Below are 13,210 nucleotides of genomic sequence, written 5' to 3' on the forward strand. Positions count from 1 at the left end.
GCCCGTGTCAGCGGAGGATCCCCTTCCGGCGCGCCTCCGAGACCGCGGCGGTGCGTGAGGTGACATCGAGCTTCGAGAAGATGTGCGCGAGATGCGATTTCACGGTCGTCTCGCTGACGAAGAGCTCGTCGGCGACCTCGCTGTTCGACCGGCCGGCGGCGACGCGCTCGAGCACCTCGATCTCACGGCTGCTGAGACTGACTCGGGGTGCACGCATCCGGTCGAGCAATCGCGAGGCGATCACGGGCGCGAGAGCACTCTCTCCGGCGGCCGCCGCGCGCACGGCGGCGGTCAGCTCGTGCGGCGGGGCGTCTTTCAGCAGATAGCCGCTCGCACCGGCCTCGACGGCGCCGAGGATGTCGGCATCAGAGTCGTAGTTCGTGAGCACGAGCACGTAGGGCGGCGCTTCGAGCGCCCGGATGCGTCGCGTCGCATCCACACCCGTGGTCGCCGTCTGAGAGCCGAACTGGAGGTCCATCAACACCACGTCGGGGTTCTCGCGCTCCGCGCAGGCGACCGCTTCATCAGGCGTTGCCGCCTCCGCGACCACCTCGAGATCCGGTTCCAGGCTGAACAGGGCATGGAGACCGGCTCGGACGATGGGGTGGTCGTCGGCGATCACGAGGCGGATCATGCGAACTCCGTGAGGGGGAGGTCGACGGTGAGCGTCGTTCCCCGCCCGGATGCCGTGTCGATCACGAGGCTTCCCCCGAGCTGCTCCACTCGCTCGGCGGTGGCGCGCAGACCGAACGAGTCGGACTTCTCAGCGGTCCCCGGCGCAGGGAGCTCGGCGTCGAATCCGTCTCCGTCATCTTCGACCGTGAAGCGCAGGTGGTCGTTCTCGATGCCGATGGTGACCGTCGCCGTCGTCGCGTGAGCGTGCTGGATGACGTTGGCGATGGCTCCCTGCGTGATGCGCAGCAGCGCCGTCTGCAGGTGCATGGGCAGCACGACAGCGTCGGACACCCGCACCTGGACGTCGAGTCCCTGCGTCGCCCACTGCGTTCGCGCCAGTCGGCGCAGCGCCCCGCCGAGGGTCTGGTCGTCGAGCTGGGGTGGGGTCAGCTCACGGATGAATCGCCGAGCCTCGACGAGGTTCGCGGCGGCCGTCTCGCGCGCGAGCCGGATGTGCTCGATGCCCGGTCGGGTGTCATCGGCGCGTTCCGCGGCGTGCAGCAGCATCTGGATGCTGGAGAGTCCCTGCGCGAGTGTGTCGTGGATCTCGCGGGCGAGCCGCGCGCGCTCCGCGAGGACCCCCGACTCGTGTTCGCGCGCGGCGAGCTGTCCGCGGGTCGCCAGCAGTTCGCTGACCAGAGCCTCGCGCTGCTGGGCCTCTCTCGCGAGGGCCTGGTAGCCGAGGCCGATCAGGAGGGCGACGCCGGCGCCGACGAACGGGCCGACCACGCCGCCGACGCTCCACCCGCTGTGGATGCCGAGGGCGCAGACGGCGACGATCGTCGCGGCCAGTATCGCCGCCGATCCCGCCCAGCGCCCCAGAAGGTGCAGGAACAGGAAGAACAGGGGGAACACGAGGTAGGCGGCGTCGGCGCTCACCCACAGCAGGCCCAACCACTCCGCCGAGAGCAGGGCGAGCCAGATCAGTGACGTCAGCCGTCGTCCGCGGGAGAGACGAGCGAGCAGCGCACCCGACGCATACGTCGCGCCGACGATCAGCGCCAGGACGATCGCGGACGCGCTCGACTCCGACGGGTCGAGCACGGCCCGCGCGATGACGACCCCCGTCAGGGCGAAGAAGAGGACGTGGAGACCGGTCCGCAGACCCACGAACACCGGGGTCAGAGCGGTATGCGCCATGGCTCGAACTCTACGCCGACGAGCGCACCGCGGCATCGTCCGAAAGGACGATCGAGGCGTCCTCACTCCGGGCGCGAAAGGCTCGTCGAGCGGCTGATGACGTCGAATGGGCCGACGGCGAAAGTGGAATGGTCACCGCACCGGAGACAGGAAAGGCACCACAATGTTCGTCGCGTTACGCGATCTCCGCTTCGCCAAGGGGCGATTCATCCTCATCGGCTCCGTCGTCGCCCTCATCACCCTGCTCGTCGGGTTCCTCAGCGGACTGACGGGGGGACTCGCCATCCAGAACGTCTCGGGCGTGCTCGCGCTCCCCGCAGACCGCATCGTGTTCTCCGCACCCTCGGGCGGCGACGGTGCGGCCAGTTTCGCGGACTCCGCCATCACCGAGCAGCAGGCGAACGACTGGGCGCAGACGGCAGGGGTGACCGACGCGCGCCCTCTCGGCATCAGTCAGACCCGCGCCGAGACGGACGACACCCGGGCCGCGATCGCGGTGTTCGGTGTCGAGCCCGGCTTCGACGCTGCCGCCCCCTCCGAGAACGGACGGCTGCGCCTGTCGGTGCCCGCGGCGGACGCGCTCGCCGCGAAGGTCGGCGATCACATCGAGATCGCGGGCGTCTCCTACGACGTCGAGTCGATCGAGGGAGATGCCTGGTACAGCCACACTCCGGTCGTGCAGATGACCCTGCAGGATTGGCAGGCGTACTCGGCATCCACCGGAAACCCTGACGCCTACGCCACGGTCCTCGCTGTCACGGGAGCCCCCGACTGGGATGCCGCGGATGCGGCGAACGACACGATCTCCGAGACGACGCTCGGATCGCTGACGGCACTCGGCGCCTTCCGCTCCGAGATCGGATCGCTCCTGCTCATGGTCGGCATGCTGTTCGGCATCTCGGGACTCGTCATCGGGGCGTTCTTCACCGTCTGGACGATGCAGCGCAAGGGCGATGTCGCCGTCCTCAAAGCGCTCGGCGCGAGCACGCGCTCCCTGATCCGAGACGCGTTGGGGCAGGCGCTGATCGTCCTGCTGGCGGGCATCGGCATCGGGCTGAGCCCGGTCACCGCGCTCGGCCTGCTCGCGGGCACCGCCCTCCCGTTCCTGCTGAGTCCTGTCACGACCATCCTTCCGGGCGGCATCATGATCGCCCTCGGCCTCGCAGGCGCCGCCTTCGCCCTGCGCTCCGTCACCTCCGCCGACCCTCTCACCGCCCTCGGGAGCAACCGATGATCCGCCTGAACGACATCACGCTGACCTTCCCCGACGGTGACTCGCGGGTGACCGCCGTGGACGGTGTCTCACTCACGGCTCACCCCGGAACCGTCACCGGCATCACGGGGCCCAGCGGCTCGGGAAAGTCCAGTCTGCTCGCCGTCGCCGGCACCCTCCTGCGTCCGGACTCCGGCGAGATCCTCATCGACGGGAACGACGTCACGGCGCTCAGTCCGGCCGAGGCGACGCGTCTGCGGCGGGACCGGATCGGGATCGTCTTCCAGCAGCCCAACCTCATCCCCTCTCTGACGGCCCGAGAGCAGCTGAGCGTCATGAACGAGCTCGGTGTGCCGCGCAGCCGCCGCCGCGATCGCGCCGCCGCGGCATCCCGTGCGGATGAGCTGCTCGCCGCGGTCGGCCTCGCCGAGCACGGTCACAAGAGGCCGCACCAGCTCTCCGGCGGACAGCGTCAGCGAGTCAACATCGCGCGAGCGCTCATGAACGATCCGAGCGTGCTTCTGGTCGACGAGCCCACCAGCGCTCTCGACCAGGAGCGCGGAGCGAAGATCATCGACCTCATCCTCCGACTCACCGATGAGCGCAACACCTCGACGCTGCTCGTCACCCATGACCTCGTGCACCTGCCGCGCATGCACGGGGTGCTGCACCTCGTGGACGGTCGCGTCACGCGGTAGGCGGACCCGGGCACCGGGTGAGATGGGTATGAGGCGATCCCGTGACCGCGGAGTACGCTCGCTCGTGTGGGGCGGATCACGACGCGGAGACCGATACTGAAGCTCACTCTCGGGGAGGGAGCCACTCGGCGTGCCGACACGCTCGCCGTCGAGGAGCCCCTGGAGATCCGGGTCGCAGGCTCACCGCTCGCCGTCACGATGCGCACTCCGGGGCATGACGTCGAGCTCGCGGCGGGGTTCCTCGTGTCCGAGGGGATCATCGCCCAGGCCGAAGACTTCCATTCGGCGATCCACTGCGGTGGCCCCGGCACAGGTGGGCAGGAGAACACCTACAACGTGCTCGACATCGGCCTCGCTCACGGCGTCGCGCTTCCCGACCCCGAGGTCGCTCGGCGCTTCTACACGACCAGCTCCTGCGGGGTCTGCGGCAAGGCCAGCATCGACGCCGTCCGCACGGTGTCGCGGCATCCGGTGTCCGTCGACGATGTCCAGGTCGGGGCCGAGCAGATCGCGTCGTTCCCTGATCGGCTGCGCGCCGAGCAGGCGGCGTTCGACAAGACCGGTGGTCTGCACGCCGCCGCGCTGTTCGACGCCGACTCGGGTGAACTGCTCGTGCTGCGCGAAGACGTCGGGCGTCACAACGCCGTCGACAAGGTGGTGGGGTGGGCGCTGCTGAACGACCGGCTTCCCCTGCGTCGGCAGATCCTCCAGGTCTCGGGCAGGGCGAGCTTCGAACTGGTGCAGAAGGCCGCGATGGCCGGCATCCCCCTGCTCAGTGCCGTCTCAGCCCCCTCGTCTCTCGCCGCCGAGCTCGCCGAGGAGGCCGGGGTGACGCTCATCGGGTTCGTCCGAGGGCGTTCGATGAACATCTATTCGCACGCGCATCGGGTGCGCCTCGACGGGCTCGCCCCGTCTGCGCACGCCGAAGAAGGGGCACGCCATGCTCGATAGCCAGGGACCCATCGGCACCGCGTTCGGGCTGATGCGCGCCGAGCCGCGTCAGGGCGGATACGGCCCTCGCACCGATCGACCGTGGTCGCGCAAGCCGTACCGGCATCCGGCCGCCGGGTGGGGAGCCGCCGTGTCGGTGGGGCGGGTGGTGCTGGATCAGCGAGAGCCCGTCGCCGGACCGCTCGCGATGCTGCAGATGAACCACCCCGTGTCGGGCTACGACTGCCCCGGATGCGCGTGGCCGGACGACCCGGGCAATCTGAAGCTCGACATCTGCGAGAACGGCATCAAGCACGTCACGTGGGAGATGACGCGCAAGCGCGTCGACCGCCGGTTCTTCGCCGAGCATTCGGTCACCGAGCTCGCGACGTGGCCCGATTTCGACCTGGAGGACCAGGGTCGTCTCACCGAGCCGATGGTCTACGACGCCGCCACCGATCACTACGTGCCGATCTCGTGGGACGACGCCTTCGCGCTCGTCGGCGACGAGCTGCAGGCGCTCGACAGTCCCGACGAGGCCGCGTTCTACACCTCGGGGCGTCTGAGCAACGAGGCGACCTTCCTGTATCAGCTGATGGTGCGCGAGTACGGCACCAACAACCTGCCCGACTGCTCGAACATGTGCCACGAGGCCTCCGGACGCGCGCTCAAGGCGTCGATCGCGACCGGCAAGGGCACTGTCGACATGCGCGACTGGGACGACTGCGACGCCCTCTTCGTGCTCGGCGTCAACGCGGCATCCAATGCCCCCCGCATGCTTACCGCGCTCTCGGATGCCGTGAAGCGCGGCGCGCAGGTCGTGCACGTCAACCCGCTCGTCGAGGCCGGGGCGACCCGGACGATCGTGCCGCACGACTTCGTCGACATGGCGCGCTTCGCGGCGACGGACACGAGCACCATGAACCTGCAGGTGCGCCCGGGGGGCGATCTGGCGCTGATCCGCGGCATGTCGAAGGTCGTCTTCGAAGCCGCCGCCACCGACCCGTCGGTGCTGGACAGCGAATTCCTCAGCACTCTGACGAACGGCATCGACGAGTACCGCGCACTGGTCGACGCCACGAGCTGGGCAGATCTCGTCGTTCAGTCCGGCCTCACGGAAGAGCAGATCCGCGCCGCCGCTGCGGTCTATCTGGCCTCGGAGCGTACGATCATCAGCTGGTGCCTCGGCGTGAGTCAGCACGAGCACGGCGTCGACACGGTGCGCGAGATCGTCAATCTGCTGCTCCTGCGCGGCAACATCGGCCGCAAGGGGGCGGGCCCGTCGCCGATCCGCGGACACAGCAATGTGCAGGGCAACCGCACGTGCGGCATCGATCACCGGCCGACGGAGGCGTGGCTCGACCGCCTCGCGGAGGTCTGTCGCATCGAGCCGCCGCGGCATCCGGGGCTCGACACCGTCCGCACGATCGAGGCGATGCATGACCGGCGCGTGAAGGTGTTCGTCGGCATGGGCGGCAACTTCGTGCTCGCTGCGCCCGACACCCCGTTCACCGCGCAGGGGCTCGAGAAGTGCCGCCTGACGGTGCAGGTGAGCACGAAGCTGAACCGCAGCCATCTCGTGCATGGCGAGAAGGCCCTGATCCTGCCGTGTCTCGGCCGCACCGAGCGTGACCAGCAGGCGCAGGGCCCGCAGGGCGTCACCGTCGAGGATGCGATGAGCATGGTGCACCTCTCGAGGGGACGCAAGCAGCCGGCATCCGCCTATCTGAGGTCGGAGCCGGCGATCATCGCCGGCATCGCGAAGGCGACCCTGCCGCACACGGCGACGCCCTGGGATTGGTACGTCGGCGACTACGACAACATCCGCGATGTGATGGCGAAGGTGCTGCCGGGGTTCGAGGGCTTCAACGACCTGATCCGCGACCGGCACGGGTTCCGCATTCCGCAGCCCGCCAGGGACCGCGTGTTCGAGACGCCGTCGGGCCGTGCCGAATTCTCCCTGGCTCCACTGCCGAACGTCATCCCCGAGTCCGCCGACACCCTCGTGCTGCAGACGGTGCGCTCGCACGACCAGTGGAACACCACGATCTACTCCAACGACGACCGGTACCGAGGCGTCAAGAACCTGCGCGAGCTCGTCTTCCTGCATGAGGACGACATGCGCGATCGCGGCCTCGTCGAGGGCGATCTGGTCGACATCGTGTCGACGTCGAAAGACGGGTCGACACGGATGCTGAAGGCGTTCCGCGCGGTTCCGTACGACCTGCCGCGCGGCAGCGCCGCCGGGTACATGCCGGAGATGAACGTGCTGATCGGTCGCAAGGACTTCAGCGTCCAGAGCGACCAGCCGCTGATGAAGAGCATCCAGGTGACGGTCTCGCGCGCGAGCGCGTGAGCGCGCTCGCCTGACTCAGGCCTCGGCGGTCACTGCCTGAAGAGCGTGCACGACGGGGGCCAGCTCGGGCTGCGTGACCGCCTCGCCGAGAGCACGCTCGAGGGTCTCGTCGTGGATCGGATGCGCGTTCTCGTAGAGCGCCAGGCCGGCCGGGGTGAGCTCGGTGTAGATGCCCCGACGGTCGTCGGCGCAGAGGATGCGGGTGAGCAGCCCGCGGTCTTCGAGCCGTGTCACGAGACGCGTCGTGGCGCTCGGGCTCAGCGCGGTCGCGCGGGCGAGCTGCTGCATGCGCATGTGCCAGCCGTCCTGTCTGCTGAGGGCGTCGAGCACCGTGTACTCGACGACGGACAGGCCGACGGATGCGCCCAGTGCCTTCTCGAGGTCGGCCTCGATGATCCCGTGCAGAGCGGCGAGCGTTCGCCAGCCGCGTGCCCGGATCTCGACAGCGTCGTCTGAGATGCCCACAGTGACCTCCGAAGTAGTTGCTTGCGCGGGATAGTTGCGTGTGCAATGATTATCCCTCGTGACGCAATATCCCGCGTCTGCAACTACTTTAGCAGAGGACCACGGAGCACACCCATGCCACTCGGACTCATCGCACTCGCCATCGGCGCCTTCGGGATCGGACTCACCGAGTTCGTGATCATGGGGCTCCTCCCCGACGTCGCCGCGGACTTCGGGGTCACCGAGGCCACGGCCGGCTGGCTCATCTCGGGCTACGCGCTCAGCGTGGTCGTCGGTGCACTCGGCCTCACCGCCGCAACGACCCGTCTGCCCCGCAAACCGGTGCTGCTCGGCCTCGTCGTGCTGTTCATCGTCGGCAATGCGATCACCGCCCTCGCCCCGGACTACACGACCGCCATGATCGGACGCATCGTCGCGGCGCTGTGCCATGGAGCGTTCTTCGGCATCGGATCCGTCGTCGCCGCCGACCTCGTCGCCCCCGAGAAGAAGGCGCGGGCGATCGCGATCATGTTCACCGGCCTCACAGCGGCGAACGTGTTCGGTGTTCCGTTCGGAACCTTCCTCGGACAGCAGTTCGGCTGGCGGTCGACGTTCTGGGTCATCTCCGCCATCGGCATCGTCGCCTTCGCGGGCATCGCCCTGCTGGTCACGGCACCGAAGACGGCAGGCCAGCAGGTGAGTCTGCGCGGCGAGCTCCGGGCCTTCCGGTCCGGACAGGTGTGGCTCTCGCTCACCGTCACCGCGCTCGCCTTCGGCGGCATGTTCGGCGCCTTCACCTACATCGCCTACACGCTCACCGGGGTCACGGGCTTCGCAGACACCACGGTGCCGTGGCTGCTCGTGCTCTTCGGCGCCGGGCTCGTCGCGGGCAACTGGATCGGCGGACGCCTGGCCGACCGATCGATCGACCGCACGTTGCTGATCTTCATCGCGGCTCTGGTCGCCGTGCTCGTGCTGTTCGGCTTCTTCGCCTGGTCGCAGCCGGTGACCATCGCGATCCTCGTTCTGATGGGCGCGTTCGGATTCGGCACGGTTCCGGGGCTCCAGAGCCGCATCATGCACTACGCCGGCGGTGCACCGACCCTCGCCTCCGGCGCCAACATCGGCGCCTTCAACGTCGGCAACGCCCTCGGCGCGTGGGCGGGCGGCCTCGGCATCGCCGCCGGACTCGGCTACACCTCGCCGATCTGGATCGGGGCCGCGATCACCGCATCCGCCCTGGTCGCCATGGTGATCGCCGTGGTCGCAGCCAGGAAGCCGTCGCCCGCCCCCACCGGCACGCTGCAGACCGTCGCCGCGTGACCACCCGATTCGCGGAGAGAGAAAGAAGCACGAGCATGAACGCTCCCATCGTCCCCACACTCACCCTGAACAACGGCATCGAGATGCCCCAGCTCGGATACGGCGTGTTCCAGGTGCCGGATGCCGAGACCACGGCCGCCGTCGCTGCCGCCCTCGACGCCGGGTACCGCAGCATCGACACCGCGGCGATCTACGGCAACGAGGCCGGCGTCGGGCGTGCGATCGCCGAGTCGGGCATCCCTCGCGATGAGCTGTTCGTGACGTCGAAGGTATGGATCTCCGACTACGGATACGACGCGGCCCTGCGCGCATACGACGCGTCCCTCGAACGGCTCGGCCTCGATCACCTCGACCTGTACCTGATCCACTGGCCGGCGCCCGCTCTGGCGACGTACCCCGAGACTTGGCGTGCGCTCGAGAGCCTCTACGCGGACGGGCGCGTACGAGCCCTCGGCGTCTCGAACTTCGAACCCGAGCACCTCGCGCGCATCGCCTCCGAGGGTCGCGTCGTGCCCGCCGTCAACCAGGTCGAGCTCCACCCGGCGCTGCAGAACCGAGCGGTCGCCGAGGCGAACGCTCAGCGGGGGATCCTCACCGAAGCATGGAGCCCGCTCGCCCAGGGCGCCGTGCTCTCCGATCGCTCGGTCGTCGAGATCGCCGAGCGGCACGAGCGGACGCCGGCCCAGATCGTGCTGCGTTGGCACCTGCAGCAGGGACGCATCGTGATCCCCAAGTCGGTGACCCCCGCTCGCATCGCCGAGAACCTCGACGTGTTCGGGTACGAGCTCACCGACGACGAGCTGGCCGCGGTCGACCGCCTCGAGCGCGACGGTCGCACCGGCCCCCACCCCGCCGCGTTCAACGGCTGAGGTCCTCGGGGCGGACTGCGGGCGCAGTGGTCACTGCGCCCGCATGAACTCCTCGGCCGCCTGCACCTGAGCGGCGGAGGGGCGGATGCCGGTGTACAGCACGAACTGCTCGAGGGCCTGCAGGGTCGCCACCTCGGCGCCCGTGATGACGGTCTTCCCGGCCGCGCGCCCGGCGGAGATCAGAGGCGTCTCCGCCGGCAGGGCGACGACGTCGAACACGACGGATGCCGCCGCGATCTGCTCCTCGGTGAACGACAGCGCGTGCTCGTCCGCGCCTCCCGCCATGCCGATCGGCGTGATGTTCACGATGATGTCGGTGGTGGCGGCATCCGCATCCGCCGTCCAGGCGAAGCCGTAGAGATCGGCCAGCCCTCGACCGCGCGCTTCGTTGCGGGCCGCGATCGTGACGCGGCTGAATCCGGCGTCACGGAAGGCGGCGGCGGTGGCCTTGGCCATCCCGCCTGAGCCCCGCAGCAGCACCGATGATGCAGGGTCGAGCGAGTTGCGCTCGATCAGCTGGGCGATCGCGCTGTAGTCCGTGTTGTATGCGGTGAGCACCCCGTCATCGTTCACGATCGTGTTCACCGAGTCGATAGCCGTCGCCGAAGGGTCCATGCGGTCGACGAGCGCGATCACGTCTTCCTTGAACGGCATCGAGATCGCGCACCCGCGGATGCCGAGACCGCGCACGCCGGCGATCGCCTGGCCGAGGTCGGTCGGGGCGAAGGCCTTGTAGATCCAGTTCAGGCCCAGCTCCTCGTAGAGGAAGTTGTGGAATCGCGTGCCGTTGTTGCTCGGGCGTGCAGACAGCGAGATGCACAGGGTCATGTCCTTGTTCAGCATGGTCACCGCACCAGGCTACTCGCGCAGTCCGTCCCGTCATTGCCACCGATGACGACGATCGTCAACCCCCCTTGGCGGGATCGAACGGACTCCCCTAGGGTGAAGGTGCATGCACAGGGGATTGATCGTCTCCGTCTTCCCCAGAGACGGGCTGCCTTCCCCAGAGGCAAAGGCGATCCGTGCATGCGATTGGGCCCTCTCGAGTAGTTCTGTCCCCAACGGACTGCTCGAGAGGGCCGCTGTCGTTTGTCTCCATCGCACAAATTTCTAATCTGTCCCCCAAATGGGGGACAAAAGCAGGCGCGAGGGGTTAAGCTGGAATCTGACGCACCCTCCGGTCGTCTTCGGCCCTCATCGCTCCCCCCGCGGTGAGGGCCACACCATTTTCTGAGGGTCTCCATCTGCCCTGTCATGTGACCGCGGACGACCGCTCATGCAACATTTGGGTTACGGGCTGACATCAGGACTTCCGCTCAGCGCGTGCTCCACTAGCGTGGAGCACGTCGGGGCATCCTGCGTCGGCTTCTTTCCAGCAGAACAGGCAGTACATGAGCACCCAGGGCACGGTTAAGTGGTTCAACTCGGAGAAGGGCTTCGGCTTCATCTCCCCCGACGACGGCGGCGCTGACGTTTTCGCGCACTACTCCGCCATCGAGTCATCCGGCTACCGCTCTCTTGAAGAGAACCAGCGAGTCGAGTTCGACGTGGCGCAGGGCCCCAAGGGCCTGCAGGCTGAGAACATCCGTCCGCTCTGAGAGCGGACGTCATAGAACTCCCCGACCGGAGGTCTGCACTCGTTGCGACCCCCGGCGGGGAGTTCTGTGCTTTCCGGCCGGATTACCCCGGCCGGATTACCCCGGCCGGGTGGCCTCCGGTCGGCCGAGATCAGTGGAGCAGCAGCGCGCGCAGTTCGTCGGCGGATGCGGCGCGGAACGCGGCCTCATCGCCTTCGTGCGTGTCGCTGAAGCCCCACTCGACGAAGATCACCGGCACTCCGTTGGCGTTGCCGCCCTCGACGTCGTGATGGCGATCTCCGACCAGCACGGGGCGTGAGATGTCTGCACCGCGCTCGGCCAGACGGCGCAGCGCCTCGGCGACGATGTCGGTCTTCGACGCGAGCGTCGCCTCGTCGGGCGTCGCACCCACCGTCGTGAGGAAGTACGGGCGCAGTTCGAAGAAGTCGACGATCGCATCGACCTGGATCTCGGGCTTCGAGCTGGCGGTCGCCTGAGGCACCCCTGCCGCGTGCAGATCGCGGATGATCTCGGGCACGCCCGGGTAGGTCGCGACATCGGTCGTGTATCCGTCGGCCTTGCCGAGTGTCCGATAGAAGGTGACCGCCTCGGTCGCCTGCTCGGGGGTCATCGCCGCCTGCGCCTGAAACGACTCGAACATGGGCGGCCCGATCCAGTGCACGAGCTGTTCGCGCGTGGGAGCAGGGTGACCGAAGTGCGTGAGGGCGACGTTCAGACGGCGCAGGATGCCGACCGACGCGTCGGCGATCGTGCCGTCGACGTCCCAGAGCACGCACGAATAGGGGGAAGAAGCCATACCTTCCAGCCTATGGGCAGTGCACGACGCGACCGACCGCGGTGGACATCTGTGCAGATGGCCTCAGAACAGGCGGGGGATGCCGGACTCGATGCCCTTCATATCGTCGTAGTCGAGCACGAGGCAGCGGATGCCGCGGTCCTCGGCGAGCACCCGCGCCTGCGGCTTGATCTCCTGCGCGGCGAAGACGCCCTGCACCGGCGCGAGGTGCGGGTCGCGGCCCAGCAGCTCGAGATAGCGGGTGAGCTGCTCGACGCCGTCGATGTCTCCGCGCCGCTTGATCTCGACAGCGATCGCCGCGCCGGCGGCATCCCTCACGAGCAGGTCAACGGGACCGATCGCGGTCGGGTACTCGCGGCGCACCAGGGTCGCGCCGTCGGAGATGCGCTCGACCTGCTCGGCGAGCAGGCGCTGCAGATCGGCTTCGACGCCGTCCTTCTGCAGACCGGGGTCGACGCCGAGGTCGTGGTTGGTGTCGTGCAGGATCTCGTAGATCTGCACGCGGAGCGCGTCGCCGGTCTTCTTGTGCGTCACTCGCCATACTTCGGTGACACCGGCGATGGACTCCTCCTCGCCGGGTTCCTCGGCCGCGAGGGAGCACGGCGGGCTCATCCAGTTCAGCGGCTTGTAGCTGCCGCCGTCGGAGTGCACGAGCAGACTCCCGTCTCCCTTGTGCACGAGCAGACGCGTGGCGAGCGGGAGGTGGGCATTGAGGCGGCCCGTGTAATCCACGGAGCAGCGGGCGATGACGAGACGCACCCGTCGAGCCTACTTCGTCGGGTCGACTCGTTCTCCTGATGTCAGCATCAGCGCCGAAGTTTCCACATCTGCGGCGGATCGACTCCCGTCGTCGATTCCATCGGACTGGATCCTGACATTCTGGGCGGACAGGTCAAGGATGAGGAGATGACGGTGTCGATAGAGCTCGTGACCATGATCGTGACCGTCGCGACCACGCTGCTGGGGCTTGCCGCAGGCTTCGGATGGATGATCACGCGCACGGATGCGCGGTTCGAGATGTTCGAGCAGCGTATGGATGCGCGGTTCGAGAAGGTCGAGCAGCGCATGGATGCGAGGTTCGAGAAGGTGGACGTCGAGCTCGGAGAGGTGAAGATCGCCATCGCCCGACTCGAAGGCCCGGCGCCACGTCTGCTTGTCGCCCGCTGAT

General features: G+C 68.2%; 14 protein-coding genes. 8 read left to right on the plus strand and 6 right to left on the minus strand.

Annotated features, from left to right (window positions below; genetic code table 11):
* Window positions 1-7: 7 nt before the first annotated feature.
* Both QRN21_RS07850 and QRN21_RS07855 read right to left on the minus strand, forming a co-directional pair.
* On the minus strand, window positions 8-634 hold the full coding sequence (locus QRN21_RS07850) for a response regulator transcription factor (protein ID WP_230101129.1): 627 nt from the start codon (window positions 632-634) through the stop codon (window positions 8-10).
* A complete protein-coding gene (locus tag QRN21_RS07855) occupies window positions 631-1,815 on the minus strand; it encodes a sensor histidine kinase (RefSeq protein WP_285363582.1) in 1,185 nt (394 codons plus the stop codon). Before QRN21_RS07855 ends, QRN21_RS07850 begins: the two co-directional genes overlap by 4 nt.
* A 163-nt stretch (window positions 1,816-1,978) precedes the next feature.
* Here QRN21_RS07855 and QRN21_RS07860 point away from each other — a divergent pair, with 163 nt between their 5' ends.
* The 4 genes from QRN21_RS07860 (at window position 1,979) to QRN21_RS07875 (ending at window position 7,012) form a co-directional block, all read left to right on the plus strand.
* Window positions 1,979-3,049: an ABC transporter permease gene (locus QRN21_RS07860; protein ID WP_285363584.1), complete on the plus strand. Its 1,071-nt coding sequence runs from the start codon at window positions 1,979-1,981 to the stop codon at window positions 3,047-3,049.
* Window positions 3,046-3,726 carry an ABC transporter ATP-binding protein gene (locus QRN21_RS07865; protein WP_230101126.1) on the plus strand — a complete coding sequence of 227 codons (681 nt, stop codon included), beginning with the start codon at window positions 3,046-3,048 and terminating at the stop codon, window positions 3,724-3,726. The genes QRN21_RS07860 and QRN21_RS07865 overlap by 4 nt, the downstream gene beginning before the upstream one ends.
* 66 nt (window positions 3,727-3,792) lie before the next feature.
* Complete coding sequence (gene fdhD, locus QRN21_RS07870; protein WP_285363585.1) at window positions 3,793-4,677, plus strand: formate dehydrogenase accessory sulfurtransferase FdhD; 885 nt, start codon at window positions 3,793-3,795, stop codon at window positions 4,675-4,677.
* Window positions 4,667-7,012 (plus strand): FdhF/YdeP family oxidoreductase, encoded by a 2,346-nt coding sequence (locus QRN21_RS07875; RefSeq protein ID WP_285363586.1) that lies wholly within the window; start codon window positions 4,667-4,669, stop codon window positions 7,010-7,012. Before fdhD ends, QRN21_RS07875 begins: the two co-directional genes overlap by 11 nt.
* 15 nt (window positions 7,013-7,027) lie before the next feature.
* Here QRN21_RS07875 and QRN21_RS07880 read toward each other — a convergent pair whose 3' ends face one another.
* A complete protein-coding gene (locus QRN21_RS07880; RefSeq protein WP_285363587.1) occupies window positions 7,028-7,477 on the minus strand; it encodes a MarR family winged helix-turn-helix transcriptional regulator in 450 nt (149 codons plus the stop codon).
* Between the two features lie 114 nt (window positions 7,478-7,591).
* Here QRN21_RS07880 and QRN21_RS07885 point away from each other — a divergent pair, with 114 nt between their 5' ends.
* Together QRN21_RS07885 and QRN21_RS07890 are read left to right on the plus strand one after the other, a co-directional pair.
* Complete coding sequence (locus QRN21_RS07885; protein WP_285363588.1) at window positions 7,592-8,779, plus strand: MFS transporter; 1,188 nt, start codon at window positions 7,592-7,594, stop codon at window positions 8,777-8,779.
* Window positions 8,780-8,814: 35 nt separating this feature from the next.
* Window positions 8,815-9,648, plus strand: coding sequence for an aldo/keto reductase (locus tag QRN21_RS07890; RefSeq protein WP_285363589.1), 834 nt, complete (start codon window positions 8,815-8,817; stop codon window positions 9,646-9,648).
* A 30-nt stretch (window positions 9,649-9,678) separates the two neighbouring features.
* Here QRN21_RS07890 and QRN21_RS07895 read toward each other — a convergent pair whose 3' ends face one another.
* Entirely contained in the window at window positions 9,679-10,497 is an 819-nt protein-coding gene (locus QRN21_RS07895) for a shikimate 5-dehydrogenase (protein ID WP_285363590.1), read from the minus strand.
* Between the two features lie 542 nt (window positions 10,498-11,039).
* Here QRN21_RS07895 and QRN21_RS07900 point away from each other — a divergent pair.
* Complete coding sequence (locus QRN21_RS07900) at window positions 11,040-11,246, plus strand: cold-shock protein (protein WP_042540947.1); 207 nt, start codon at window positions 11,040-11,042, stop codon at window positions 11,244-11,246.
* A 130-nt stretch (window positions 11,247-11,376) separates the two neighbouring features.
* Here the strand turns inward: QRN21_RS07900 and QRN21_RS07905 are convergent, their stop codons facing one another.
* Complete coding sequence (locus QRN21_RS07905; protein ID WP_072590425.1) at window positions 11,377-12,042, minus strand: HAD hydrolase-like protein; 666 nt, start codon at window positions 12,040-12,042, stop codon at window positions 11,377-11,379.
* A gap of 63 nt (window positions 12,043-12,105) precedes the next feature.
* Complete coding sequence (gene nucS, locus QRN21_RS07910; protein ID WP_056275812.1) at window positions 12,106-12,801, minus strand: endonuclease NucS; 696 nt, start codon at window positions 12,799-12,801, stop codon at window positions 12,106-12,108.
* Between the two features lie 147 nt (window positions 12,802-12,948).
* Here nucS and QRN21_RS07915 point away from each other — a divergent pair, with 147 nt between their 5' ends.
* The gene (locus QRN21_RS07915) at window positions 12,949-13,209 is read left to right on the plus strand and encodes a response regulator (protein ID WP_230101120.1); all 261 of its coding nucleotides are present in this window, start codon (window positions 12,949-12,951) and stop codon (window positions 13,207-13,209) included.
* The last annotated feature ends 1 nt before the right edge of the window (window position 13,210 follow it).

It is taken from the genome of Microbacterium sp. LMC-P-041, assembly GCF_030209555.1.
Lineage (GTDB): Bacteria > Actinomycetota > Actinomycetes > Actinomycetales > Microbacteriaceae > Microbacterium.

Bases quoted from the DNA above. Each gene is read 5' to 3' on its own strand.
- QRN21_RS07850 (WP_230101129.1), bottom strand. From the start codon at position 634: ATGATCCGCCTCGTGATCGCCGACGACCACCCCATCGTCCGAGCCGGT.
- QRN21_RS07855 (WP_285363582.1), bottom strand. From the start codon at position 1,815: ATGGCGCATACCGCTCTGACCCCGGTGTTCGTGGGTCTGCGGACCGGT.
- QRN21_RS07860 (WP_285363584.1), top strand. From the start codon at position 1,979: ATGTTCGTCGCGTTACGCGATCTCCGCTTCGCCAAGGGGCGATTCATC.
- QRN21_RS07865 (WP_230101126.1), top strand. From the start codon at position 3,046: ATGATCCGCCTGAACGACATCACGCTGACCTTCCCCGACGGTGACTCG.
- QRN21_RS07875 (WP_285363586.1), top strand. From the start codon at position 4,667: ATGCTCGATAGCCAGGGACCCATCGGCACCGCGTTCGGGCTGATGCGC.
- QRN21_RS07885 (WP_285363588.1), top strand. From the start codon at position 7,592: ATGCCACTCGGACTCATCGCACTCGCCATCGGCGCCTTCGGGATCGGA.
- QRN21_RS07890 (WP_285363589.1), top strand. From the start codon at position 8,815: ATGAACGCTCCCATCGTCCCCACACTCACCCTGAACAACGGCATCGAG.
- QRN21_RS07900 (WP_042540947.1), top strand. From the start codon at position 11,040: ATGAGCACCCAGGGCACGGTTAAGTGGTTCAACTCGGAGAAGGGCTTC.
- QRN21_RS07905 (WP_072590425.1), bottom strand. From the start codon at position 12,042: ATGGCTTCTTCCCCCTATTCGTGCGTGCTCTGGGACGTCGACGGCACG.
- QRN21_RS07915 (WP_230101120.1), top strand. From the start codon at position 12,949: ATGACGGTGTCGATAGAGCTCGTGACCATGATCGTGACCGTCGCGACC.